This is a genomic window from Aequorivita sp. H23M31, from assembly GCF_004022485.1.
Lineage (GTDB): Bacteria > Bacteroidota > Bacteroidia > Flavobacteriales > Flavobacteriaceae > Aequorivita > Aequorivita ciconiae.
Map to the genome: position 1 here is coordinate 1,438,056 of NZ_CP034951.1, position 26,204 is coordinate 1,464,259.

Here is a 26,204-nt window from a genome sequence, read left to right on the forward strand (position 1 = left end):
GTGATAGAAAACTGGGGGAGCCTTAAACAATTTTACCACAAAGTGCATACAAAAGAGGGACAGAGTTTATTAATTCTGAATTATGAATTATTCCAACCTTTCTATCTTCTCTCCTTCTTCCAATTTTCTCGTAGCCAATCGCCAGGAAATTGTTACCTGCAGCAGCACAAAGGGAAACAATAGCAGCGAGATAAAAATACCGAGCACCAGCATTTTCTTGTTTTTTTTGTAACGATAGGGAACCACGGAAGGGGGGACGGTTTTTAAAAGAGCCAAGAGTGCGCGTTTTGTACCAAAGTATTTTCTAAAGAAATAGAGTACGCTGGGTATGGGTCGCGGTGCAAACAGATTTTTGGGACGAAAGGCATCCCAGCTTCCCATTTCGCGCAGTCCTCCCGAACCTACTTTTAAGTGCAGCCGCTTCGCATAAGGATTGGATATATTTCGAAAATTATTCAGGTATGCTCTCAAACCAAATTCGCCGTCACCCATCCGTTGTTTTTCGAACTGTCGATCAAAAAGTCCTATTTGTCTGAAAACATCTTTTTTTATTAGTACGTTTCCCGTATCCAATTGACTTGAAATATTGAAGAAGGAGTAATTTGCAGGAACCTCAGCTCCCAAGGTGGAAATTGAAACCCCTGCGGAAATATCTGCCTTAAAAAAATGGAGACATTTCAAATGATTGGTTATCCAATCGGGATCCACGCGGCTGTCGTCATCAAAAAGGAGGAGATATTCACCTTTTGAAATTTCTATCGCCCTATTCCGCGCCAGCCATAAGGCACGTTCTTCTTGGTGTATAAGTTGAATGTCCAGCTTAAAATCTGCGTAGAAGTCTTTTTGAAAAGGTTGGGATTGATCGACGATAATGACCTCAAAATTTTTATAATCCTGTAGTTCAAGGTCAAATAACACATCTTTTAGATATTCATAACGGTTAAGGGTTGGGATCACGATGCTTACCAAAGGATTTTTTACAATTAGCGTAGAATGGAAATTCTCCCAACCTTCCTGTTTTATGGGACTGTGTAGAAAATCACTTTTTTTGGTGTTCCTACTTTTTCTCCAAGCACGGATTTCATGGAGGGGATTTTTAAAGGAGAGAAGACGAAGCATCAGCACATAAAACACCCAGACTGAATGAAAGTATTTTCTAATGAAGCGGTATTCATCCTCCACAGGAACTTTTTCGAAGATTCTATAGGTTTCAGCGTTGCCAGTATAACCCTTTTGGATTGCCTGCCACGATAGATCGTATTGTCTTGCCAATTCACTTTTAAAAGTGGAATCCCAATCCAATTGATCCTGTATTTCTCCCGGCAGTTTTTCGACTATAGGAAAGATGGAGCCGCCATTCTTTCTGTAGAGTTGGAAGTAATGAGTGGGCTGGAGATATTTGAGGAAATTGAAAATCATAAATTAATTACCTCTTCAACTTTTGCAATAATCTTTTCCTTCTGAAAATAGGTTGTATAAATATTTCTAAAGTAGTCTGAAGAATGCTCTTTATTGGCAATGACATTGTTCAACTTAGCGCTTAAATCTACCGAACTATGAGGGTTGAAAGAATATTTATTTAAGAATTCCCCATCCTTAATATAACCCAAAGCACCAAAACTTTCAGAAACAAGAACGGGGCATCCCATTGAAAGCGCTTCAATTAAAACCAAACCAAAGGCCTCAAATTTACTAGGAAGAATAATCAAGTCAATTTCTTCGTAATACTCCTTCATTTTATCAATACTTAAAACACCCAAGAAATCCACTTTATCCTCCAAATTGAGCTGTCGAACTTTCAACCTTAAAGATTCTTCATTGCTCCCACTTCCTGCAATATACAATCTCCAGGAAATCCTTTCTTCTACATTGACCAAACTGTCGATTATTAATTGTTGATTTTTCACTTCCTCAATTCTTCCAGGGCATCCAATTTTTATTAATGACTTCTTTTTAAACACCTCACTTTTCGTATGTGAGGCCTCAAGAGAAGACCAAAATGGTATCGGAAATATTTTGGTTTTGGAAATGGAATAGTCATGCTCTAAATCTCCTTTTAAACTTTCAGAATTCACAATTATCTCTGAGGCTTGCTTAAGAAAGATTGACTTTATTCGAACTTGATTTTTGCTGGGGTTCAATGCTTGAGTAACCGTATGAAACCATACTATGTTTTTTTTTATCCCTAACAATTTACCACTCAGAATAGCCGGGTTTACATAACTGAAATTTGAAATAACTACATCAGGTTTTTCTGACATTAGCAACTTAAATATAGAAATATAATTAAGCCATTTACTTCTCTTTTTTAAAATTTGAACGGAAAGTCCTGGAGCAACTTCTAATAATTCAGATTTTTCCTTAAGGGATACAATTTTAATATCATATTCTCCTTCAATGAGTTGAATGGACAATTCCTTAAAAAAGGACGACAAAAAACTTTGGTTATAGGTGTAAAAAAAGATTATTTTCATCGTTCTAATTTGTACTGATACGTCTAAAGTTCGTTTCTATTAAAAAGAACCTTTTAATATAATTTGAATTACGCCTATCCTCCCTAAACCATTATTTAAAATTACCTTAACAAAATCGGTATCCTATATCTCAAAACTTGCTTTAATCAATGATTTTAGCTCACCATTATTTCTTACAATTCTAACGACTTCGTGTCCCCCCTCTCGTATGGGATGCAAAAAAATATTATTTATTCTTTTAAGTCTTTCAGCATGAATTTTGTCTAATCTATGTTGTGTCGAATAGTAAATATTTAATCTAGTACCAAAATCCTGGTTTCGAGAAAGAATCTTTTTTATATCAAAATTTTCTGTTTTCTTATTATTAAAAGCATAAACACGAGCAATTTGTTTTCTCCATCTTCTATCCAAGTAAAACAAACGATTGCCTTTGTTTATAAATGTTTGTGGAGCAAAGGCAATAACACAGCTTACTTTTAAGATACTTCCAAATAATAATGCGGCATAACCTCCCATAGAGTTTCCAATAAAACAAACTTTTTCATATCCTTTCTCGGTAATCATTTTTCCAAGATATTCAGTGATCTCATCCATGCTATTCAATTCTGAGTCAACACCCATGTGATACCAAGCCTGATTAAAGTCTCTCAAAAATATCTTATCACATTGTATATCAGAAATGGAATTAAAAAATTCAAAGACCGGAATACCTAATCCTTGATAGATCCCTCCGAATGAGACCAGAAGATTCTTATGTCCACTAAAATCCACAAAATTACCATTCTTAGTTTTTTCTAATTCCTCTCTTTTCATTTACTTATATTCTATTATTCTATATAATAATGAGTTTGGATCTAAAACTTTCGCTTTATTTTCTTTAAAACCTTTATCGTTTTAACCGGTAAAACCTCCATAAGTTTGCCTTCTATCCTTTTAGTCCAAATCTTAGTGGTCAATGCTCTATTGCTTTGAATATGTTTTATTACAGCTTCGTTTTTATAAACTCCTTTATCAAGCGGGTCTTTATAATAGTAATGATTTGCTCTGAAATATCCGTTTAATAGTTCTCCCATAGCCTTATCATTATGGAGTTTATTAGCATCATACCAATTGAATTTCAAATTTTCTGCTAACCTCTCTAAAATACTTATATACTTCTCCTTTACTTTAGGCTTTTGTACTTTGGCGTGAAATAATAAACTAAAAAAATAATGATCCTCTCTTGGCACAAAGACACTATTTCGGTTGACTTTAGTTTGAAGCATTTCCTTTGTCCAAGCAACATCGTAATATTTATCACCTATATAACGGATGTCCAAGCTTATGTTTTCACTATTCACCTTAACCTTACCTTTATAGGGCTGATGCGCCACTTGCGTTGCCCCTAAAGCAGAGGCAAAACGTTGATAATTATCTGTAAGCACATCAATATCTTTTTCGGGATTTTCCTCAGGTAAACCTTCAAATCCCCTCAACACAAGGTAATTGCAGGTAAGATTCAAAATTTCAAATACTTCCTTATAGCTATTCCATCCATTGGCACCTTCCAAATCCTTCGCTATTTGCGGTATCTTAAGCTTTTCGCCATCCATCAACTTTTTAAAAAGTTCTACACCCAAGATTAATGGAGCCTGGAAAAAAAATTCCTGAATGTTGTTAGTGGAATGGACGGCGAATTTGGTTTTTAGATCATCATAAATCCAATCACGGATTTGATATTTTGCTGCTACCACATTTAGATTGGACAATTCAATCTTTTTTGAAACAGACATTGCATAAGTGTAGTGGGGATTACAATCCTTTACTACAAATAAAATAAATTTTGTATCGCCAATCTTTTCTTCATGTCCTTTCGGCCATTTTTCTTTAGGAACGTTGGATTTTATGGGAGCCTCATATAAACGGGCAGCATTCTGCTTGAAGTTTTCAGTTGTCCATATAATTTCAGTCTCTAAGAGAATTTCAAATTTTAAAGTTAACAATTCCCGAATTCTGTCTCGGTATGGTCGGGCAGTTTTCCATAGCGCAAAACATGCAAAATCACATTCTAAATTATGGTAAAAACCGTAAGGCTCTTTCTTAAATAGGATCTCGGAATAATACATTATAAAGTGGATTTAAAAATCCAGAAGTTTTTTTAGTCTATAAAACTTCTAAGTTATTCAAATATATCAGAAGAAAATAAATCTCTCATCTTTTGTATTAATCCGAGTTCAAGTTCTTTATAGTCTTCCTTTTTAAAATAATTTCCCAAAAATATGAATAGAAAATAGACAAAGTTTCTTTCAAATTCTATCCAGTAATTCTTATCAATCCCCATTTTGCAATCTTCTATAATGCCATCTACCGATTTGGGGCTTATTTTTTCATCTTTCAATAACTGATAACAGGAAAAAGCAAAATCAAAACCTATGGGATAGAGTCCAAATGTATCCCAATCAATATTAATTTGATTCTTAAATACATTCTTTTCCTGAATATCCCCATGAGTAAAAATCAATTTTGAAGAGGATACATTTTTTTCAATTTGCACCTGGGATATTCGTATATCCCCAAGCCTAAGTTTACCTCGAGAAATTTTATTTTTATATTCGAAATGGTTTTTAAAGTTGGTAAGATATTCGGGAAGCTCATTCCCTTTAGCAGTAAAAACTGTATCCATCGAAGCTCTATACATTAGCTCTGAAACTTTAAAAAAAGCGGATTGCATTTCGAAGTCTTCTAAACTTTTTAAATCTAAAAAATTGAAATAAACAATAACAAATGCGTCCCCCTCATACATTGCGCGCACTTTGGGCACAACTAATCCACTTTCGGTTAAGAGAGCTGAAGCATGTTGGTAAAACCACCTAATTCTTTTTAAATCCTCGTGTTCCGAAAAGTAAATCTTCTCAAAAAAAAAGGTGCCTCCTATTTTTACTTTCCGAAATGCGTTTAAGCTGCTTTCGCCTCCCCCACCACCTACTACAAAGGACGCATTCTCTAAAGCGACATCCCAAGAAGGCACAAATCTTTTTAATAAAGAGTTATAAAAGCTGTGGTTTCCAGCGCTTCTAATTGTTTTGGATAGTTTGTTGAGTTCATAATTTTGGATATTAACAGGTTTGCTCTTAAGATGGTAATGAATTGCTTTGTCAGAAGGGTAATATTGTATATAAATACCAAACTTATGAAGGTGTTTTTGTAGAATCTTATAAAACTTACTTTTCATTAACATTTTACTTAAATCCATTTAAAAACTCAAAGCGAATTTTTATTAAAAATTACCAAAATTTGATCCAACTGCAATGTTCAGCAATTGAATTATAGAGTTTCAATCACATAAATATATATCTCCCTTTTTTCTAACATATAGTTATGTACTCATTACAATTGATAAAGTTTCAAATGTCCCACTTTAAAAACGGGGACTATTAAATTAAACCTTTCCCTATCATCAACAATATAGTTGACATTTTTATTCATTAGAAACTCTATTTGTGAATTTTGGTCTTCCAATTTCCTAAATTCATTCCTATCCTTAAGCCAATCGGTAAATTCCGTCGGATTCCCTTCTATTAATATCGACGCCCCCTTAGAATCCAGTACAACAGATCTCATGGTGGCGCTTCTTATTATCTGCGGACCGTAGAAAACCGCATCTTCAGGAGTATTTTTTCTAATATAATCCAACATTTTTTCCATGGCATTGTTTTCTAGAGAGGGATGATTATAAATATTCAAGGAATTGGGCAAAATGGTTCTGAAAATATCATCACCAACAAATGGAATTGAATTAAACATCTTCCCATTAGACAGGCTCACTATTAGAAGAAAAATGAAAAATGAAGAAATTGTAGTTATTTTGTTTGGTTTTAAAAGTAGGAATAAAAATAAAAGAGCAAAATATCCGGGCAGGATTGCTAATTTTTGTAGGCGAATAAATTGGAATGAAATTCTAAGATTCCTATTAAAAAGGGCATTAATCCCCTGCTCAATATAAACTGAAATATTGGGAATAATGATTAAAGCCAAAGTTAGGGTTACAAGTAGAAAAGCCCTTTTTCGTTCTGATTTTTTAAAGAGAGATACTACAAAATAAGTTAGTATCAGGGTTAGAAAAAACAAAGCACTAATACGATTCCAAGATTTCAAAAAAATAATGGGATCGAAAAAACTAGCAGGAAGTCTGGCATTTAGGGCATTTTGATATACTCCTAAATCATAGTTAATAACGGATGAGGTCTGACCAAAATAAGTAAGGATAAAGGGAAGCATTCCCAAAATTATTGAACCCAAAATAAGGATTACTTTTTGTATGGGCTTATCGATTGTCTTCCTATTCCGGAAATAGAAATAGACAATAATTGTCAAATAAATAAGTATTCCCCCAAGACCGGTGATTGGATGAAAATTAAAAATAAAACCTGCGACAAAGGCAGATAGCCACAAATGTTTTTCTTTAAAATGAAAAAGCAACAGAAGAATTAAGGGCATAAAGACAATATATACTGTTCTGGGCATGGTGGTCCATATTCCGGTAATGCCCCAAAATTCATAACCTGGCAGCCAGATTATTCCCCGAATTAGGAGGGACATAATCAAGGAAATCCAAAAATTCCTTGAAAGTTTATAAAAAAGAAAAAACCATAAAAGCCCATAAATAAGATGGAGAAAAAAACTTATGATATTTAATGCTTGCACATAATTGTAGTCCATAAAATATGCTACAAATCGCAAAGGCTGCACAAAGAAAGGTGTGTAATATTTTACATTATCAAAATCGTTTAGAAACAAGTCATATTTATAACGCTGTGGATCGTCAAATTTCTGGGCTATACCCACAATACTGTGAACATCTGATACAAGTGAGGTGAACCCCGCGTTTTTATTTTCCAAATAAAATCCTGCAGCAATTAGAATATTCAATAAAAGCAAAAAGAATAACTGTTTTTTATCTTTCATAGAAAATAATAATTGGGAGCTAGGACTTATTGGGAGTTTTAAAAATATCAAATTGAACTGCTTGCAATAACAGCTGGAAACCCAATATTACAGAAAGCACACTGATCATAATGGTACCCGTGGGTGCTGGTATTTCGCGTATTGAATAATAATACCAGTTATGAATGCCAAAGATCAATCCCCCTGAAAATAGAATAGTGCCAAAGAGAATATAAATTGTCCCGATATTGAAATCGTACACAAAATAAGCTTTCCATATTCGCTGAAAAAAGGATTTGATAAGGTTAACGGTAAAATGCATTGGCATTTTATACAACTTCATATTTGATTTTTCATTCCCATAAATTGCCGGCATGGGTATTTCCTTAATAATTGCACGCTGGTAATACAGATTGGATATAAGAGAGGTTTCAAAATAATAGTTATTTGAAAGTAAGTCCAAATCAATAAAATTTAAGGTTTTAGTAGAAACAGCTAAAAACCCATTGTTAAAATCGAAACAATTCCAATAGCCTGTTGCGGCCTTGCTCAAAAATGAAAGCCAAAGATTTCCAAAACGTCTTAGGCCAGGCATTGTCTTTAAGGAATTTAAATCCCGAAATCTATTCCCCTTAATAAAGTGGCATTCTTCGGCCAAAACAGCCTGGACCATTTCGGGGATGTACTTGGTATCCATTTGATCATCGGCATCCAGTTTAAGGATAACCTTAATATTTTTATTTTTTAGAAAATGTGCGAATCCCATTTTTGTAGCGCCACCCACTCCAAGGTTTTTTGGAGTAGTTAATACTTCGATGCCCGTTAAGCCCATGAGATTTTCGGGCAAGGGCTGGGGGCTATTGTCGTTGACTATAACGATATTATAGGAATGTTGCAAAGCTTTGGCAATTACAATCCCAATGTGGGCTTCTGCGTTGTAGTAAGGGATAACAATGCCCAGTGCTCTTTTTTTGTCTTCCATTTACTTTGTATTTCTTAATGGGATAGTCAACATAATGCAAATAAGAATAAAATAACCCAAAAGTGCAAATAGCGGCCTATAAACGTATAAGTGCTCTCCAAAATAGAGGGTTACCATCATAGCTATTATCAATCCATTGAGCGCCAATTGTAAACCAGGCATTTTTCCTTTTGATATAAGCATAAAAGACAGCAGCCATCTTATAAATAGAATTAATCCGAGAATTCCTACTTCACTTATTAGAGATAAATACATATTATGGGCGGAATTACCTACCCCCATGCGGTTCATAAATCCTCTGCCAAATGGGATTACATAGGGATGGTTTAACAAATATTCTACATATTTCATATGAAGTTCAACTCTCCCAGCACTCAACTCATCATATACACCCCGTGATTCTCGATACTGTATTACATCACCGGGATCTTCCATAGCATAAGTAACCCGATTTTCCAAAGTTTCGGAAATGCGATCGACAATTGTTGGAGTAAATAATAATACCACGCCAAATAAGAAAGTCCCAATAATTACAAAAACAATAAACCGCCCCGTTTGGGTAAGGAAAAAATACAATAAAAAGAAAATAATACCCACATAAGTAGTACGAGAGCCGCTTAGGAGAAGGGTCACAGATGCGAGTCCAATCGCTACATATATTAAAATTCTGTTTTTTTCAATCCTAGGTTCATTCATAACACCTATAAGAAAAACTATGGAAATTAACATGCTCATGCCCAAAACAATCTTATTAGGACCAAAAGTGCCTGATAAAAACCAATGGTAGCTTACACCATAAGCCTCACTCCAGAGAAAAGGAATTAATTTTAAATTTTGCAAGAGGACCAAGACTCCCTCTAAAATGATAAGTATAACTATAAACCTTAAAATTTTATAATAGCGATTTTTGTCCTTTAGATAAATATAAAAAAATACGCCACCTAAATAGAACACCCACAAATGGTATAAGTATAAAAAACTCTGTGCTAACGAAATAAAACGTTCTTTATAAACAGCAACCAAGATGGTTATTATAACTGAAACACTACAGTATAGGACAAAAGTTTGAAACCGCTTTAAAAATAAAACTTTGGAAATTTCAATCGAAATCTTGGGCAGGTGATGAAAATACTGGAAGAATAGATAGATACCCAAAAAATCATATAGTCGAAGTTCATTTTCTCCCGTAACAGAATAAGAAAATACAGGAAGGTTATAAAAATAACTGAAAAGCAACAGCCACAGCACTATTTGAAAAAGAGGTCTGGTTATTATTTTTTCTAATATTAGGCTATTGGTATCGATAAATTTAGAACTTTAGTAGACTTCTATGATGAAAATCTTAGGAAAAACAATGACGCAATATTAGAATATTAATTAATACTTCGATTAACATAAAATAAATAATTATCCAAATTTTACCAGATTAGTTACAAAATTGCGAGCGATAAATTAAATAGAATTTATTAAATTATGATCAAAAATATGTCTAAAAAGTGCTTTGAATTGAACTAAAGAAACCTTCAATTCCATAGGACAGGATGTTTTGAATTTATAAAAATCATTTCATTTTCTGAATGATTTCAAACCCAAATGAAAAAGTGAAGTTTAGCAAAAGGATAAACCTTTCCCCCTATTCAATGCAGCCACAACTATTAACCTATCCATAAAACTCTAAAAACTCCCGCTGTTGTTTCTCAATATTAAAATTCTCTTTTACTCTTTTAACGGCATTCTGGGAAATTTTAATTTTTGCCTGTTTTTCCATAGAAATTACTTTCATAATTTGCTGTGCCAGGAGTTCAGGTGAGTGTTTGGGCACAACCCATCCGGAATGTTCGTGCAGTACGTTTTCCGGAAGACCTTCAGCATCACTCACTATACAAAGCTTTCCCATAGCTTGGGCCTCCAAAACAGCATTACAAAATCCTTCCTGAATGCTATATTGTAAATATATGTCTGTCTTTTCTAATTCCCATTTAACCTCGCTATGATTTAGTTTACCCAAAAACTGCACATTTTCTTTTAAACCAAGTTGATACGCAGCAAAGGCAATCCTCTCATATTCTTCTCCTTCACCTACTATTTTATAAATAAAATCAAATCCTTGATTTTTTAATATTGCCAAAGCCTCCACAGTTTGAACCAATCCCTTTTTCCAGTGTAAGCGTCCTGTAGTCATAAATATAGTTATACTTTTTTTGGAGAAGTTCTGTAATGCAGCACTAAATCTTTCAACATCAATTGCGGGGGTAATTCTTTGCACAGGTACATTTTCCGGAAGACCATACTTTTTTGCCAAGACCAGAATATCATTGGAGTTGGCATGAACCTTATCCACATATTTCCAAAGCAGCTTGTAGCAATTGGGAAATTTTACGGGATATACCCCTATATCAAAACCTCTAAAGCTTATGGCCATCTTTGCTCCAATTGCCTTAGCTACGGTTTCCTTTCCCAAAGCCAAAGTGGCAAATCCAAAGTGTAGCCAGTCCACTTTTGCTCTTAACAAATGGGCATTGAGATATATCCTTTTAAAAATTGTTACCCATCCCATTCCTTCTTTCCGTTCTAAATTCACATAGTGTGCTACTGTTGAGACATAAGGCAAAAGGTAAATATATTCCTTAGCTAAATACCAAGACATTAGAACCGGATTCTTAGAAACCTTCGCACTTTCCACGACGGGACAAAGAGTGAAATCCTTCTTTTTATTTGAACAAAATAAGTGTACCTCTATTCCATTATTCTGGAGGCCTTTTATCTTGGAATGAAAAAAGGTTTCGGAATAACCGGGAGTTGTGGAAAGAACGAGGCCGATTTTCATGTTTTCCTATTTACAAGTTCTTTATAGAGATTTTCATGAGCTTCGATAAAACTATCATAGTTGTAATTATTCAAAACATGGGTTCGCAAGTCAGCACCTAACTGCTGTCTTTCCTCAAAACTACGACTTTGCATTCTTTTAATATCTTGCGATAAGGCTAAAGCATTTCCCGCTTCAAATAAGAGGCTTTTAAAGTCTTTCAACACAAAGTTTACCCCTGAAATATCAGAACCTAGCACTGGTATTTCCATACTCATGGCTTCAACCAGAGCCATTCCTAGGCCTTCTCCTATACCTATTGTTGGGATGACATATAAGTCAGAATCCGCAATATAAGGTCTAACATCCGGACGCTTTCCTAAAAAGGCTACTTGATGCGTCATGTTCAACTCATCACACAGATTTTTCAAGTAAGCTCCATATTCATTTGCGTCATCGCCCAATACGATAAGTCTTATTTTTGGATCCTCACTTTCTTTTATGGCTTGGATCAACACTTCAATGCCTTTAACGGGGACTAGGTTGGCTACCGTAATAATCTGAAAGTGTTCCTCTCGATTGATCGGTTTAGGGAAGTGATTAGGACTATAATAATTCGTATCAATCCCCAAAGGAATCAAGGCTTGATTTTTTTTGTTTGGAAAGTATTGCTGCATTTCATTGTTGATGATAATAATAAAATTGGCCAAAAAGCTCCGTATCTTCCAGTGTCTATTACCCCAACTCATGGCCTTTTTTGTATAGATCCATTTAGCGCCCGCCAATCGTGCGGCTAAAACTTCTGTCCAATCGCTACTGTAATGCCAAGAATGAACGATGTCGTAATTATTTTCTTTGAAAAACTTTATGATGGGTCGTAACCTAAAAAGAAGCGATGCATACGGACGATACGCACAAGTGGTTTCAATTAAATGGATCGGGACGTTTAAGGATTGTACTACTTTAAAAAACTCTCCTCTATCGTGGCGACAAGCAATTTCAACCTCAAATTTATTTTTATCAAGACCTTTCACTAAATCATGCACCACTTTACCGCTACCGGCAGTATCGAAATTTGGGATGGTAAAGAGGATTTTTGTTTTTTGCATTTGGGAGGTTAGTCTCTGAGTTGAGAATTTTAGAAGTTTAGATGTTTATTAGAGAATTTAGAATTATCCTTCCATTTATCCTTATTATTATACCATACTGCCAATGTAAGTAACATACTCAAAGGATGTGAATACTTAACCATATCCTTCGTTCTAAAACTATTATAAAATCTTGTAATCAATTCCTTGGGAAGAAAAGGATGTAAATTAACCCCAAACAAATGTCCCTGCAACTTTTCATCATTCTCCATCCCTAAAAACTGAAGCTCCCAATTGCGTTGGATGTGTTTTTTGCCCATTTTTTCGCTCACGGTCCGTTTCAATCTGTCAACTACCCTAAAAGGGAAATTGTTCGGTGATTGATTTTTATGATAGTTATATAGGTTGTATGGTCTTTCAGCTTGCCAAGTGATTCTGGCCACTTCCGGACTTTGGTTTTTCAAATAGGCTATCTGTATCTTCCTATCGGCCAAATAATCCTCGGGAATACCACAGATAAACTCGGCCATACGGTTGTCATAATAAGGGGCTTCAATGGGATTTGTCGCCTCAAATATGGCAAAGCCCAGATTGGTCCATCGCACCGCACGGGTACTGCTATAAAAAGCACGTGCTTTCGCGCTTATATTGACAATTTCTATCCCATTCCAGATTTCTTGGACCCGTTCGCGTAGATAACCCATAAACTCCCCTTCCAGCTCCCAAGTTTTCCACAAAGCCTCCGCCAGTTCCTGACCACCTTTTATGACTATCTTTTTTAGAATCCATTCCATGGCATTCTCCTCAGTCAGATCTTTTGGAGCCACCGAGTCAAATAGGACATCCCCCCAATGCCCCAAAGTAAAGGTTCCTCGCATTGCTCGGAATTCATCGATCACCGCCATCTGCCGGGGATGGGTAAATTCGGTGCCGTAGTTAAGCAATTTTGCCAGTTCGTCCACCTTATTCCATAAATATCCCTTGGGAATGGTAAAATCCCGAAACTCATAGCCCAGTTCTTTTGCAATTTTTTTGGCGATAGCTCCTTCCTTATAACCATTTTGAAAGGAATAACTATACGATAATACCGGCGACTTCAATTTTGAATAGGCAACTGCCTGCGTGCGGCTATCCAATCCTCCGGAAAGTGGAAGCAGGACCGTTTTATCTCCTGCCTGCTCTTTGCATATGGTGTGGAACAGTTCGGTGAATTCACTTACGGCTTGGTCAAAAGAAATATCTCTAGGGGTGTGATGCCATGTAAACCAAGGTTTGCTATCTGTCCAAAACCCATTGTCGTCTATGGTGTTATTGGTTCCTGGGGGAGTACTTTTAGATCTTTCCAGTAGGTATCTGTTCCGAGGAAATACCCGATGGCCGCGAAGATGCAGAGGGCTTTTTTATCGATTTCGTGCGGGGCATGGACTTTGACGAAATGTTGGTGGGTGGGGAGGATGGGGGTTTTGATGGTTTTCAAATTAAATAGAGGTTTAGGGTATTTTAACCACAGAGAACACTAAGGTGGCACAGAGGTCACAGAGGGTTTTTTAAATCTTCTCTATGATTTATAACTCGTCTGATTCCGTGTTTTAATAAAGTTACATTGAAGTTAATCAATAAACCCAATTTAAATTCTCCCAATCGCAAATAGGTTAAAATCTGAGCCAGGTGAACATCATTTAAGGCTTCTACACTTTTAAGTTCTACAACTAATTTATTTTCCACTAAAAGATCAATTCTATATCCACAATTCATTTTGACTTCTTCAAAAATTACCGGCATTGGTTTTTCTTTTTCCACAGACAACCCTTTTTGATACAATGAATAATGGAGACATTCTTTATATGCACTTTCCAACAAACCCGGACCCAGGGCTTTATGGACTGATATTGCGGAATCTATGACAGAAAAGGCAATCTGATTTTCAAATTTTAGAGAATCCAATTTTATAAATTTTACTCAAATATAATCAATAGGTTGTATTGTTTTCGAATAAAAATGTAGTGTATATACATTTCAGTTCTTATATCCTTCGTGCCCTCTGTGCCTTCTCCGCGCTCTTTGTGGTTAAAAGAACCTCATAATACAACTCCTCCATCCCATTAGTCATCCCATCCACAGAATGCTGCCATTCCACTTTTTTCCGGGCAACACCCAACTCATCCATAATCAATTAATGCGAGAAAATAAACCTACCAAAAAAATAAAGAATAGTGTAATTAAAATTCCCGCAATTTAAACTGATTCATACATTCGAATAAATTCCGTTATTTGATTCTTAACATCAAAATGCTCTTTTGCCCTCCGCACAGCATTATGTTTCATGCTCGCATATTCAACTCTCTCCATATCCACAAATCGCTTTATGTATTCAGCTATTTCTGTCGAGTTTCTCCTTTTAAAAACAAAACCAGTTTTCCCGTGCTCAATATTTTCTTTCAATCCTTCTGTATCTGACACCAAACAAGGCAGCCCTAGAGCCTGAGCTTCAATAACGGCATTTGAAAAACCTTCCTCAACACTCGGAAGTAAAAATACATCTGAAGTTTTTAAATATTCCCTTACTTCTTTTGGGGATAAATCGCCAACCATTTTGATATTAGAGTCCAAGTTCAAATCGTAAATTAAAAACTGCAATTCTTCCTTCATATCTCCACTACCCACAATTGTGTATTCAAAATCTATCCCATCATCAATAACCTCTTTCAGAGCAATAATTGCATATTCAAGACCCTTTATCCAATACAATCGACACACAGAAATAATTTTAAGAGGTTTATTCTTTCCCCGATTCAGCTTTGCAGAAGGAAGGGTAAAAAAATTTAAATCAATGGCAGGGTTAATTTTGAGAATTTTATTTTTTACATCGGGATTAATTTCCATTAATTTATTCGTAAGGTCATCCGATATGGAATGTATAATAGCAGCATGGTTTGTTGCCTCAATTGTCAGTTCTCGATATTTGGGGTATAAAAAACTCGAAACCGAAAGTTGAACACCTCTCAAACTCAATATAATTTTAGAAGATAAAATAGATTTGAAAGGTTTAAAAAAGCCATAGGCTTTAAGCCATTGAACATGAATAATATCTGGCTTATGATATAGCATAGGAAGTATAATCAAGCTTTGTTTGAATTGATTATAATTACTTTGGCCCCTGATTAATTTAAAAAACTTTTTAGTTGTCTTATAGTCCGAGAAGACGTTCAGAACGACATATCGTAAAAGAAACATCAAATTATATACTAGGTTTTTATTGGAGAATGTAAAAAACTTTAGTTTGCCATCTTCCTTCGTTTTCATCAGTAATCTCCCATAGATATGAACTTCTATATTATGAGAAGCTAATGAACGTGCTAATAAAGTAATAAATGTAGTGTTTGGATACGCTCCAGTATAGAGAGCAACTTTTTTCATTATCTTAATTTATGAGTTATTCGAAAAAAAATTAAAAAGCATTATTGATGTTTTAATATATTACCGATTACATCCCTTGGTTTATTAAAATTTAACTAGAAAAGATTGGTTTTTCCCTTTATTGGGTGGTAATGAATTGTTATCACTTCTTTCTTAGGCAGCTTATCAGTTTTTAATTTCGTCATAAATGTTCTTCCACATTTCTATTTCCCTTTCCATTGAAAAATACTCTAAAGCCCTTTTGCGAGCATTGATTCCGAATTCTTTCCGCAATTCCCGATTATCAATCAACCGAGCAAGATTATTTGCATATAACTGTGGATTGCAAGGAGGACTAAGAAGCCCAGTTTTTTGATGGTCCACAACCTCAGGAATACCCCCAACCCGAGATGAAACAATTGGCAATCCATAATATGACGCTTCGATAAGAGCATTAGAAAGAGCTTCGGTTACTGATGCTTGAAAAAAGATATCGGCATTTAAAAGTTGCTCTTTCACTTCGTTTCTCGAACCTTCCCCTAAAAAAACTACGCTATCCTCTAAACCTAATCTGATTAAATGATATTGTAACATTGGCAGATCCCTACCCTCTCCCATAATTCTATATTGAAATTCAAATCCCCTCTCTTTTAATATTGCAATAGCTTCCAATGCATATATATATCCCTTCTCCCAAACCAATCTGCCGACAGAAAGAATTACTAAAGGGCCTCCATGGGCCTTTTTCCTAATTGTCTCATTCGGCTCAACCCAAATCGATCTTCTGATTACAAAGGATTTCTGAGGGTCAGCTCCAAGCGAGATTCCTGTTCTCATTAATCCATCGCTTATAAAATGAATTTTATCCGCTTTCTTGAAAATTTTTTGGATCAATTCTTTGTTACTTTCTGACTGGTGGGGATATACATTGAGGTCAAAACCACGAAAGCTTACTATAAGTTTAATTTTTTTTATTTCTAAATATGGTTCGACGTATCGAAATGCCTGAAACGTAAGCAAGTGAATAACCTCCGGATTGTAGTTCAATAAAGGTCGGATATTCCGAATAGGCTCAGGTAAGCGCCTAAACCGAATTGCGTCCATTATTTCGGCAATGACTTTTTCCTTCCTCGAATTTAATTTAAAAGCTTTTGCAAAAGATGCCTGAGAGGTTCTGGAACCAATAAACAATTTAATATTACCGTAGACTGATTCGAAATCGCGGTACCAACTAAATAAATATTTTTGACGTAATGGATTAATGGAACCAGCGATTACCGCAATTTTTTTATTCATACTTTAATTTTCTTAGACCTTATCCAAATTGCCCTTAAATTTTGTCGAAATATCTGTTTTTCCACCCCTGCTTATATTACTAATTATATTATTCACTTTAATGACGAAAGCTATTAGTCCTACCATTGCTTACTTTGAATCCAAGCCTGAAATTACTTCCTTCCAGAGTAGAAAAGTAATACTGGCCACTAAAAGAGTTTAAACTTCTTGCAAGATAGAAATATACAGGAAGTGATAATCTCCAGTTGAAGAATAATATTTTAATCTACTTTTTCGAGTTAATTTTTAGGAATTGTCCCCGTGGGTCTCTCTAATTTTCTTTCCAATCCAATCATTTCCGTTAAATCAATCTATTTAATCTCCATTATTTAATCAAAACATCATAATTCCGGGGGATTAACGAGCGTCAATTTAACTTTCGAATTGGGTCATATATTCTACCTACCGCAGAAAGGATAGAAATTAAAGGAGCCAAAGTAAATAATAATTTTTATCGAGCCCATAAATTCCAAAGTCTATTTGAAAAGTAGCTCATCTCTTCTTTTTTTCAACAGTTTTCTATCCAACTGAAAAAATGGATTGTATTTTATGTGGGGTATTTTTCTGTTTATAAACAGACTTAAACGATTAAATAAAATCGCTGAAAGTTCTAGGTTTCTTAATTTGTCACCTTTCAACTCTTTCACACTATCACCCAATCGATGAAGTTTTAATAGGTCTGTTTGTAACTGATCTTTTAAAATATGCAATGCTATGGGATTGTTTTTGACAATCTCATCATTGAAAAGATTTTGTCGCAACTCAAAATATCTTTTTAGTGAACCACTTTCATTTTTATTGGACTTTGAAATCGTAGAATCTGGATGTCTAAAGTAGTGGAAATAAGTTTTATCATAGAAATAACCTTTATACAGAAGACCCATTATAATAAACAAAAAGGCATCTTCTCCAGTTTTAGAAGAATGAAATCCATATAAGCTTTCAACCACATTTTTCTTTATTACCAATGAACCCGTTCCTTGAAGCAGGAAAAAATTCTGAAGCCATAAAATTCCTAAAGAAGGTGGCGAATTGATTCCATCCTTGATTCCGGTAATAGGGTGTGTTATAATCCGACCATCTTCATAAAAACGTTGTGCACGGCAAAAAACGAAGTCCACTTCGTGCGTTTTAAGAATGTTAAAATCACATTCAAATTTCTCAGGCAGAATAATATCATCACAATCCAAAAATGCTAAATAATCTCCTTTGGCATTTTTAATTCCTGTATTTCTTGCGTAACCTGCACCTTGTTTTTCCTCTGTTAAAATCGAATAATTAAAAGAAGCGTTTTGCAGCAGTTCTTTTAAAATTGCTATGGAATCGTCTGTGGAATTATTATCGATAAAAACACATTCAAAATCTGTGATGGTAAAAGCAGTGATGGTATGGATCAGTCTTTCCAAGAAAGGAGCACCATTGTATATAGGTATTATGATGGATAGCTTCATTTCTTTTTTATTCAAATTCAAATTTCTTCCAACGCGCAATAAATTTCCATACTCCTCTTCTAAAAAAAATAAACAAACGTCCCATCACAATCATTTCAGTGCCTTTCCATTTGTCTTTTTCATATAAAACCGTGAAAAAATCTTGTATTATCTTGTTGGCTAATGTTATATCCTTGTTATAGATACTGTGGTAAAATATCCCTAACAAATGACGATAGCAAAACCCCTTTGCTTTTTCATCTTCTCTACCATTCAATTTTAAATAGTTTTCAAAATAAATGATAAACGTTGAGTTCATAAATTCAGGAACATAAGTTTTGTTACGGTGCGATTTCGTTTCTCCATGTTGTCGATACAGCATTTTAGACTCATCCAACACAATGTAGGAAGTTATGGGCAACTTATAAAACAGCCTTAGAAAAAACTCTGTCTCCTGTCCCCGAAGAATGCGACTGGAAAAAAGCTTTTTATCCTCCAAAAAACTCTTTTTAAAAAGCACAGATGGGGTCATAACTTTTATTTTCCAACACAGATAATCCTCATAAAGAGAGTTTTGAACTTTGATTGCTTTGAAATTTTTTGAATCATCTTTTGAATTCCAATAAGTAATCGGACTAATTATCAAACTGATTTCCTCTGTTGCAACTTTAATTTTGCTTTCAACGAATCCTGGCAACATAATATCATCGTCATCAAACCACTGCACATACTCCCCATTACTCAACTCAAACCCATAATTTCGTGCCGCATTTCCGCCAGGCAATCTGTCCTTTGGTCTGTGGTGATATTGAAACCGAGAATCTTTGGCAAGATAGGCTGCCATCACTTCCTGGGTTTTGTCCGTACTCCCATCATCTATCACAATACATTCCCAATTTTGATAGGTCTGTGCCAGGACAGAGTCCAACGTTTCCCCAATGAGGTGGGAGCGGTTAAAAGTGGGGATGATTACAGAAACCAAGGGACTGCCCATATACAAAGGATTGTTAATTCAATAATAAGAAATTGAAAGGAAGTTTCCATCACATTTATCCGGGATTTTTATTTTGATTCTCAACACGTACTTCGTGTCAACTTAAACTCAAGAAAAATAGTATAACTTACTGAGGAGCTTTTTTAGTAATTATCTCATCTGTTTTCTATAAACCCGCGTTACCAGCTCCAAAAAATCCATCCTCCTGGACTCGGGCAACTTCAAGACCAACTTCCATAAAAACCTGCTGAAAAAGCCATTCCAACGATTGAAAATATGGGATAATAATTGCTTTTCATCCTGATTGGAAGATGCTAAGAAATTCATTACAATAAGATAGCGAAATGCTTTTTTAATCCTCCCATCGTTTCGCCATTTCGAAGAACAAAGAGCATCGGAAATATGCTGAAGGGCCGAAATCTTTTGCGCCATAAGATCATCGGAGATTCTTTCAGACAATTTATCCTTCCCGGAAATATCGTAATACACCAAAGTCTCCTGTAATCCGATAATAGAATTGTTATGAATGGCTACATCAATATCAAAGGCATAATCCTCCCAAGTTCGCGAAGTAATCCATTGGATGTTTTGGATGTCTATTTTTCGCCACAGGCAACCACCTGTTCCCCAATGGCGGTGCAGACTAAGAATTTCTGGAAGAATCCTGTCCAATTGTTTGATCTGATTTCTTCTAACGTCTTGGGTCTTTCCATTTTCATCCACATTAATTCCATTGGCATAGGCCATAGCCACGGAAGGATTTTTAATAAGAGCTGTCACGGAGGATTTTAAAAAGTTTGCATCCCAATAATCATCAGAGTCTAAAAACGCTACAAATTCTCCCTTGGCACGTTGAAGTCCAACATTGCGCGAAGCACCGGGCCCGAGGTTTTTGGCATTGCGAATAACCTGAACTCTAGAATCCTTTTTGTATTCAAAAATCTCACTTGATGCATCGTCTATTACAAAAACCTCAAAATGGGAATAAGTCTGTCCCATAACGGAGTCCAAGCACCGCTGCATTTTTTGCGGTCGGTTGTAATAGGGTATGATGATAGAAACTAAAGATTGGGACACGACTTAGGGTTTAAATCAAAAATATGAAAGACCTATTAAAATAAAAGGGAAATCAATAACGAATACAAAACCTATCCATATACCCAAAAACCCACGAAAAAATGCTAAGCTGTTATTTTTATCAAAATATCTTGCAGCGTAGCAATATGGCGCTCCAAACTAAAATGGACTTTTATATTTCTCTTACCGGCCTCCCCAAGCTTCATTGAAAAATCAGGATCAGCCAAAAGAGCCATCATATTTTCGGCCATTGCTGCAACATCATGTTCTTCACATAATAATCCTGTTTTACCATTTAGGATCACGTCCGGGATACCTGCATGAAAAGTTGAAACCACGGGAATTCCAGCCGCACTAGCCTCTAAAACCGCTAAGGGAGCACCCTCCATATCTCCGGTATTGGCCGTGATGGAGTGTTGAACAAAAGCTAAGGATTCTGACAATAGCTCCCTATATCTTTCAGGAGAAATAACACCCAGCAATTCAACTTGTTTCTCCAAATTTAGGTGCCTGACTAGATTTTGACAAGTATTTAGCAATTGTCCATCTCCCGCCATTATCAATTTTATATCTGGATAATTTTCCACGGCCTTTTTAAAAGCAAGAATTGTGTAATAGGGAGCTTTTTTGTCTGTAAATCTCCCAATGGCAACAAATTGCTTTTTAGAGAATTTGGGTTCAACCTCTAAAAACTCGGGATGTGGACCATAAACATTATAAATCAATTTCTCCGGTGGACAACCCATCTCCAAAAGCATTTCTTGCATTTTACGTGACACCGCAATCACTTTTGATGCAGATAGAAAGACCTCTTCATAATAATTATGAGCTTTGATTACTTTTGTTACACTAGCATCATACCCGTGAAAATGTACAATAAAAGGTAATCCTGCTTTTTTGAGCAAGGGTAGAAGAAAGTGTGCATGAGTACCATATTCAACTAGAATTACATCAATCTTATTTTTATTTAATGATTTTAAGAGAATTGTTTCCTGTATAAAGTTGGGCGACTTTTTAAAGAGCTTTCTTTTTAAATTAAGAAAATTTCTTTCCCAAGAAGTTGATAAGCTCGACTTTCCTTCTAACTGAATGTGCTTCCGCCCATAGTAATAAAATATTTCTCCCTGTAAAAAATTTTTATGTGCCTGAATGAAGGTTTCCGAATAAGGATTTTGATTGGGAGTGAATATAGCAATGTTCATATTTATTTTCTTATAACTCCATAGAGCCCAGTAATCATTTGCCCATTTTTAAAATGAACGATATCTGCTTTATCTAATTTAATCAAATATTTTATTACCGGTTTTAGCGTTCTGGACAATAACCGTCTTCTGCGGCAGGACATAGGGGCACGTCTGATCCATAAACCTATCATCTGGGCCATAGATGCATGCCAACCTCCGGTGGCTTTAATATAAATATCTGAAAACCCGCTATTTTTAAGATGTCGCTCCAGTGAAAAAGGAGTGTACCGATACTCGTCATTGGGGGTCTCATGCAAATTCCATAAAAATGGAACGGTAAAAAAGAAAATTCCGCCGGGTTTTAAAATCCGATATACCTCCCTTAAAACCACTTCGGGTTCTGGACAATGTTCTAAGACCTCGGTTCCGAAGGCACAATCAAAGCAAGAATCTTCAAAAGGCATCTTGATTCCATTCCAAACGAAATCTGGTTTTACATTAGCGTCATAAACCAATGCATTTTCAATATCCAAACCTGTGTAACTCTCGACTTTAGAATTATTTAGAATGTAATCTTTATAAGGCATTCTGCCACAACCAATGTCAAGCAAGTTTCCCTCAAACTCGGCTAGAACGTTCTTCAACGCATTAAAAATAGAAGTCCTAATGTAGTAAGTATCAAGATTGTTACTCCTCAGTATAGGGTTGATAAACTGATCCATTAATTTTTAATTATCAATCGAGCGGTATAATCTATTCTGTTAAGAAATATAGGCTTACCTATTTGACTTAGATATTCATCAACAGCTTTCTTACTTCCTTTCCAATGTCCATAATCGTCTATTATAATTATGCCTCCTTCTACCACTCTGGGAAATAAAATTTCTAGTTCCATCTTTGTTGATTCATACCAATCCGTGTCTAATCGTAATATTGATATGCGGTCAGGAATATTTTTCGATAATAAGGTTTCTTCTACCTTACCTTTAATAAATTTAATTTTTGATTTGGGATAATTGCATCGTTGCATGGTTTTTTTTACTTCATCCAATCCCGAATACGCCCATACCCATGATAATTCCTTATCTTCTTTGGCCAGTCTATCTTTTGCTAATCTTCCTTTTAAATCCTCGTCGAATTCAGTGGGCTCACTCATTCCCTCAAATGTATCAAATAGCCATATATTTTTATTTAAATTACCGATTTCCTCGAGCTTCATTGCTACCGCTAAGGAACTGCCGCCTTTCCACACCCCACATTCCACATAGTCCCCAGGAATTTTATTTTTATCAATGTAATCTACAGCCTCTAACAATACTTTAATTCTCTCGGAGGAAGTCATTGTATAATTTTTGACGGCATCGATGATTTTGATGTCACTTTCTGTGAAATCGGCTGGAAAATAATTTTTCTTCGTATCGGTATTTCCTGAAGACGTCCCATTTTCTTCACGAAAATAGTGACCCAATTTCCTTTTTATCTTCTTTATCATCTATTGCATATTTATCTTCCATTCAGAATCTTCTAAATAGGCGCAAGTATCTGGACGAAACTGAAATTCTCTTTGCATTTTGAACATTTCTACCTTAAAGGGACAGACCTCCGAAATAACGTCGAATCTTTCACCACCTGGAGGTCCGGTAAAATAAACATTGAGAGAATATTCGCCCATATACAGCCTTAATTTCGGAATAATGCATTTTAATTTCCACAATCCGGGTTCGCGGCACATACTTTTTTCCGAATCGAAGGTCCACAAATGAACAATTGGCAACTCATTTTTATTTACTATCTGAAAACTTAATGATGCGCCCTTCAATTTTTGGGGAATATGTAACTCAAAATTGACCTCTAAGGGTTCTCCACATATATGCACATTCCCAAAATTACTGGTTGTCACATTTACTTTTGTGATAGAGGGAGAATCTCTTTTCGGCTCAGCTGTATATTCATCATTTGCATTCACTCTATTGCTCTTTAAGTAGGCATTAATACTTTCTGAAGTGCCACCGTCAAAAACGACCGTTCCGTTATTTAGTACCAAGCATCTTTCAGTAAGACTTGCTATTGATTGCATATTATGGCTCACAAAAAGCACCGTCCGCCCCTGCCCTTTCGAAATATCCTGCATCTTGCCAATCGCTTTTTTCTGGAACTCCGCATCTCCCACGGCAAGTACCTCGTCCACTACCAAAATATCCGGTTCCAAATGCGCTGCCACGGCAAAGGCCAGGCGAACCTTCATTCCACTACTGTAACGTTTTACGGGGGTATCGATGTATAATTCACAGCCTGAGAAGTCAACAATTTCATCCAGTTTGGAGTTTATTTCGGTGCGGGTCATTCCTAGGATAGCACCATTGAGAAATACATTTTCTCTTCCGGTAAGCTCGGGGTGGAAACCGGTACCAACTTCTAATAAGGAAGCAATTCGACCTTTGGTTTTAATTACTCCTGTGGTGGGACTGGTAACGCGCGAAAGAATTTTTAGCAAGGTTGATTTTCCCGCTCCGTTCTTTCCAATAATGCCCAATACCTCCCCCTGCTGCACCTCAAAATTGATATCACGCAGCGCCCAAACATACTCAGTCTTGGTTTTGCTGCTTCTGTCGTTTACGGCTCCCACCTTTAAGTATGGATCTTCCTTGCCGCGTATGTTATGCCAAAAACGGTTTAAGTCGTGGGAAAGGGTGCCCGTGCCCACATTGCCTAGGCGGTATTGTTTGGAGATGTTTTCGGCTTTGAGAATGGTCATTAGTTGCTAGTCCTTTGTCTATAGTTTTTAGACAGTTGTTGGTGGATATTTCAGGTTGCAGGTTGCAGGTTTCTGTAGTTTCTTGTCTCTAGTTTCTTATTTTTAGTTTCCTGACCTCTGTTTCTTGCCTCCCCTCTCCAAAAATTGGTTTGTACTTGTGGCTAAAATAAACAAATTATATTTATTTTAACTTTTATGAGCGAGACATAAAGTTGAGTTTCTAATTATAATATTACGGTTTGATCCGGCTTTCTTGCAGTATTTTTGGAATTCTTGTACGATTAAAACATTTGTATATTTTCCCATTACCTGATTCCGGCTGTAAAAGAAATTGTGTCCGGAGTTTTATTATGGGAGCTACCCAAAAGTGAGTGGACCTGTCCAAAATGCCGATTTATAGACTATTCATTATTGAAATCACTTTTTTTAAATCCTGGTCTGGAAAATCCGTAAATAAAGGTAGACATAAGATACGGGAACTTATATCCATGGAAATAGAATCTGCACTTCTTTTTATATAAGGAAGTGTATCAAGACTAGGATAAAAATATCGTCTCGGGACAATATCCTCCTTTTTTAAAATCTTTATAGCATTTAAAAGATCAGCTTCTGATGGGAATATCACTGGAAAATATGAAAAATTCCAATCCGTTTCTGGTCTTATTTTTAAGAATTGCAAATTGCGGATTTCATTTCTGTAAGTACTTATCACCTGCTCTCTATCCTTCAAAATCTTCTCCATATATGGTAAAACGGTCAAGCCCATCGCTGCCTGTGGCTCACTCATTTTAGCATTTATTCCCACACCTGAAAATCCCTCCTGACCATTATGCCCGAAATCGTGAGTATAAAATAATTTTTCCATTAAACTCTTGTCCCTCGTAAAAAGGGCACCTCCTTCTCCCGTATGGAAGAGCTTGGTAGCGTGAAAACTACACGCGCTTATATCGCCATAATTAAAGATACTTTCACCTTTATACTTTACCCCAAATGCGTGGGCTGCATCATAAATGACTTTTAAATTGTGCTTCTTGGCAATTCTTTCAATTTCCTCGACTTCGCAAGGGTTTCCAAAAATATGAGTTGCTAAAATGGCGGTAGTATCTGGAGTTATGGCCGCTTCGATTTTCGTTTCGTCTATTGTCAGATATTCGGGATGGATATCCACAAAAACCGGTTTACATCCTTCCCAAATAATCGTTGAGGTGGTCGCTACATAACTAAATGGAGTGGTAATAATCTCTCCTTTTAGTCCCAAAGCTTTTATAGCTATTTGTAATGATAAAGTTCCATTGGTTGTAGCTAAAACCTGTGGGACATTTAAATAGGTTTTAAGCTTTTGCTCCAATTCTTGCACCAAGATGCCTCGGTTCGTCACCCAACCCGCATCCCATGCTCTTTTAAGAATTTTATTGTATTCTTCCTGAGGAGGAAGAAAGGTTTTCGTTACAGTTATCATAGGGGCATTATACTAGAGGAATTGTCTAGTCTCTTTTCCTGCCACAAGGTTCGCAAGAAAGACACTTCTAATTCAGGCTAAAATAAACAAATTATATTCATTTTAACTTTTTATGGAAGGGAGAAAAAAGGTGGAAATCGAAATCGTCCCTCGATGGAGTTTATCCTGAGACGGGTCGACTTTTTCCAGTTATGAGGGATGAGTGATGAGTGATGAGTGATGAGTGATGAGTGATGAGTGAAAAAAATTCTACTGTCCACCAACTAACAACTCGCATTACTGACAACTTTTTCCAGTGATG

At 35.8% G+C, this 26,204-nt stretch carries 22 protein-coding genes; all 22 read right to left on the bottom strand.

What is annotated here, in order from left to right:
- Positions 1-87 precede the first annotated feature (87 nt).
- The 22 genes from EI546_RS06270 to EI546_RS06375 all read right to left on the bottom strand — a co-directional run bounded on the left by EI546_RS06270 (position 88) and on the right by EI546_RS06375 (position 25,903).
- Complete coding sequence (locus tag EI546_RS06270; RefSeq protein ID WP_128249743.1) at positions 88-1,419, bottom strand: glycosyltransferase family 2 protein; 1,332 nt, start codon at positions 1,417-1,419, stop codon at positions 88-90.
- On the bottom strand, positions 1,416-2,474 hold the full coding sequence (locus EI546_RS06275) for a glycosyltransferase family 4 protein (protein WP_128249744.1): 1,059 nt from the start codon (positions 2,472-2,474) through the stop codon (positions 1,416-1,418). Before EI546_RS06275 ends, EI546_RS06270 begins: the two co-directional genes overlap by 4 nt.
- 123 nt (positions 2,475-2,597) lie before the next feature.
- Positions 2,598-3,287 carry a lipase family protein gene (locus EI546_RS06280; RefSeq protein ID WP_128249745.1) on the bottom strand — a complete coding sequence of 230 codons (690 nt, stop codon included), beginning with the start codon at positions 3,285-3,287 and terminating at the stop codon, positions 2,598-2,600.
- A 41-nt stretch (positions 3,288-3,328) separates the two neighbouring features.
- The gene (locus tag EI546_RS06285) at positions 3,329-4,579 is read right to left on the bottom strand and encodes a hypothetical protein (RefSeq protein ID WP_128249746.1); all 1,251 of its coding nucleotides are present in this window, start codon (positions 4,577-4,579) and stop codon (positions 3,329-3,331) included.
- Between the two features lie 53 nt (positions 4,580-4,632).
- Entirely contained in the window at positions 4,633-5,685 is a 1,053-nt protein-coding gene (locus EI546_RS06290; protein WP_128249747.1) for a hypothetical protein, read from the bottom strand.
- Positions 5,686-5,840: 155 nt separating this feature from the next.
- Positions 5,841-7,418: a hypothetical protein gene (locus EI546_RS06295; RefSeq protein ID WP_128249748.1), complete on the bottom strand. Its 1,578-nt coding sequence runs from the start codon at positions 7,416-7,418 to the stop codon at positions 5,841-5,843.
- Between the two features lie 19 nt (positions 7,419-7,437).
- Positions 7,438-8,379 carry a glycosyltransferase family 2 protein gene (locus EI546_RS06300; protein ID WP_128249749.1) on the bottom strand — a complete coding sequence of 314 codons (942 nt, stop codon included), beginning with the start codon at positions 8,377-8,379 and terminating at the stop codon, positions 7,438-7,440.
- Positions 8,380-9,114, bottom strand: a complete 735-nt coding sequence (locus tag EI546_RS06305; protein WP_128249750.1) for an O-antigen ligase family protein — start codon at positions 9,112-9,114, stop codon at positions 8,380-8,382.
- 925 nt (positions 9,115-10,039) lie between these two features.
- Positions 10,040-11,206 carry a glycosyltransferase family 4 protein gene (locus EI546_RS06310; protein ID WP_128249751.1) on the bottom strand — a complete coding sequence of 389 codons (1,167 nt, stop codon included), beginning with the start codon at positions 11,204-11,206 and terminating at the stop codon, positions 10,040-10,042.
- A complete protein-coding gene (locus EI546_RS06315; RefSeq protein WP_128249752.1) occupies positions 11,203-12,294 on the bottom strand; it encodes a glycosyltransferase family 4 protein in 1,092 nt (363 codons plus the stop codon). Before EI546_RS06315 ends, EI546_RS06310 begins: the two co-directional genes overlap by 4 nt.
- Positions 12,295-12,323: 29 nt before the next feature.
- Entirely contained in the window at positions 12,324-13,409 is a 1,086-nt protein-coding gene (locus EI546_RS06320; RefSeq protein ID WP_240673175.1) for an asparagine synthetase B family protein, read from the bottom strand.
- A 397-nt stretch (positions 13,410-13,806) separates the two neighbouring features.
- Positions 13,807-14,217 carry a GxxExxY protein gene (locus tag EI546_RS06325; protein WP_128249753.1) on the bottom strand — a complete coding sequence of 137 codons (411 nt, stop codon included), beginning with the start codon at positions 14,215-14,217 and terminating at the stop codon, positions 13,807-13,809.
- A 291-nt stretch (positions 14,218-14,508) separates the two neighbouring features.
- The gene (locus EI546_RS06330) at positions 14,509-15,690 is read right to left on the bottom strand and encodes a glycosyltransferase family 4 protein (protein ID WP_128249754.1); all 1,182 of its coding nucleotides are present in this window, start codon (positions 15,688-15,690) and stop codon (positions 14,509-14,511) included.
- 165 nt (positions 15,691-15,855) lie between these two features.
- On the bottom strand, positions 15,856-16,965 hold the full coding sequence (locus tag EI546_RS06335; RefSeq protein WP_128249755.1) for a glycosyltransferase family 4 protein: 1,110 nt from the start codon (positions 16,963-16,965) through the stop codon (positions 15,856-15,858).
- Positions 16,966-17,480: 515 nt separating this feature from the next.
- Positions 17,481-18,455: a glycosyltransferase family 2 protein gene (locus EI546_RS06340; protein ID WP_128249756.1), complete on the bottom strand. Its 975-nt coding sequence runs from the start codon at positions 18,453-18,455 to the stop codon at positions 17,481-17,483.
- A 7-nt stretch (positions 18,456-18,462) separates the two neighbouring features.
- A complete protein-coding gene (locus EI546_RS06345) occupies positions 18,463-19,428 on the bottom strand; it encodes a glycosyltransferase family 2 protein (RefSeq protein ID WP_128249757.1) in 966 nt (321 codons plus the stop codon).
- Between the two features lie 150 nt (positions 19,429-19,578).
- Positions 19,579-20,451, bottom strand: coding sequence for a glycosyltransferase family A protein (locus EI546_RS06350; protein ID WP_128249758.1), 873 nt, complete (start codon positions 20,449-20,451; stop codon positions 19,579-19,581).
- Between the two features lie 158 nt (positions 20,452-20,609).
- On the bottom strand, positions 20,610-21,707 hold the full coding sequence (locus tag EI546_RS06355) for a glycosyltransferase (protein WP_128249759.1): 1,098 nt from the start codon (positions 21,705-21,707) through the stop codon (positions 20,610-20,612).
- 2 nt (positions 21,708-21,709) lie between these two features.
- The gene (locus tag EI546_RS06360; protein ID WP_128249760.1) at positions 21,710-22,411 is read right to left on the bottom strand and encodes a class I SAM-dependent methyltransferase; all 702 of its coding nucleotides are present in this window, start codon (positions 22,409-22,411) and stop codon (positions 21,710-21,712) included.
- Positions 22,411-23,181 carry a TylF/MycF/NovP-related O-methyltransferase gene (locus tag EI546_RS06365; protein ID WP_128249761.1) on the bottom strand — a complete coding sequence of 257 codons (771 nt, stop codon included), beginning with the start codon at positions 23,179-23,181 and terminating at the stop codon, positions 22,411-22,413. Before EI546_RS06365 ends, EI546_RS06360 begins: the two co-directional genes overlap by 1 nt.
- On the bottom strand, positions 23,182-24,444 hold the full coding sequence (locus EI546_RS06370; RefSeq protein ID WP_128249762.1) for an ABC transporter ATP-binding protein: 1,263 nt from the start codon (positions 24,442-24,444) through the stop codon (positions 23,182-23,184). It abuts the gene before it with no gap.
- A gap of 394 nt (positions 24,445-24,838) precedes the next feature.
- Positions 24,839-25,903 (bottom strand): DegT/DnrJ/EryC1/StrS family aminotransferase, encoded by a 1,065-nt coding sequence (locus EI546_RS06375; protein ID WP_128249763.1) that lies wholly within the window; start codon positions 25,901-25,903, stop codon positions 24,839-24,841.
- Positions 25,904-26,204: the final 301 nt, after the last annotated feature.

Coding starts and splice junctions, on each gene's coding strand:
- EI546_RS06270 (WP_128249743.1), bottom strand. CDS start 1,419: ATGATTTTCAATTTCCTCAAATATCTCCAGCCCACTCATTACTTCCAA.
- EI546_RS06275 (WP_128249744.1), bottom strand. CDS start 2,474: ATGAAAATAATCTTTTTTTACACCTATAACCAAAGTTTTTTGTCGTCC.
- EI546_RS06280 (WP_128249745.1), bottom strand. CDS start 3,287: ATGAAAAGAGAGGAATTAGAAAAAACTAAGAATGGTAATTTTGTGGAT.
- EI546_RS06285 (WP_128249746.1), bottom strand. CDS start 4,579: ATGTATTATTCCGAGATCCTATTTAAGAAAGAGCCTTACGGTTTTTAC.
- EI546_RS06290 (WP_128249747.1), bottom strand. CDS start 5,685: ATGAAAAGTAAGTTTTATAAGATTCTACAAAAACACCTTCATAAGTTT.
- EI546_RS06295 (WP_128249748.1), bottom strand. CDS start 7,418: ATGAAAGATAAAAAACAGTTATTCTTTTTGCTTTTATTGAATATTCTA.
- EI546_RS06300 (WP_128249749.1), bottom strand. CDS start 8,379: ATGGAAGACAAAAAAAGAGCACTGGGCATTGTTATCCCTTACTACAAC.
- EI546_RS06305 (WP_128249750.1), bottom strand. CDS start 9,114: ATGAGCATGTTAATTTCCATAGTTTTTCTTATAGGTGTTATGAATGAA.
- EI546_RS06310 (WP_128249751.1), bottom strand. CDS start 11,206: ATGAAAATCGGCCTCGTTCTTTCCACAACTCCCGGTTATTCCGAAACC.
- EI546_RS06315 (WP_128249752.1), bottom strand. CDS start 12,294: ATGCAAAAAACAAAAATCCTCTTTACCATCCCAAATTTCGATACTGCC.
- EI546_RS06330 (WP_128249754.1), bottom strand. CDS start 15,690: ATGAAAAAAGTTGCTCTCTATACTGGAGCGTATCCAAACACTACATTT.
- EI546_RS06335 (WP_128249755.1), bottom strand. CDS start 16,965: ATGAATAAAAAAATTGCGGTAATCGCTGGTTCCATTAATCCATTACGT.
- EI546_RS06340 (WP_128249756.1), bottom strand. CDS start 18,455: ATGAAGCTATCCATCATAATACCTATATACAATGGTGCTCCTTTCTTG.
- EI546_RS06345 (WP_128249757.1), bottom strand. CDS start 19,428: ATGGGCAGTCCCTTGGTTTCTGTAATCATCCCCACTTTTAACCGCTCC.
- EI546_RS06350 (WP_128249758.1), bottom strand. CDS start 20,451: ATGCAGCGGTGCTTGGACTCCGTTATGGGACAGACTTATTCCCATTTT.
- EI546_RS06355 (WP_128249759.1), bottom strand. CDS start 21,707: ATGAACATTGCTATATTCACTCCCAATCAAAATCCTTATTCGGAAACC.
- EI546_RS06360 (WP_128249760.1), bottom strand. CDS start 22,411: ATGGATCAGTTTATCAACCCTATACTGAGGAGTAACAATCTTGATACT.
- EI546_RS06365 (WP_128249761.1), bottom strand. CDS start 23,181: ATGATAAAGAAGATAAAAAGGAAATTGGGTCACTATTTTCGTGAAGAA.
- EI546_RS06370 (WP_128249762.1), bottom strand. CDS start 24,444: ATGACCATTCTCAAAGCCGAAAACATCTCCAAACAATACCGCCTAGGC.
- EI546_RS06375 (WP_128249763.1), bottom strand. CDS start 25,903: ATGATAACTGTAACGAAAACCTTTCTTCCTCCTCAGGAAGAATACAAT.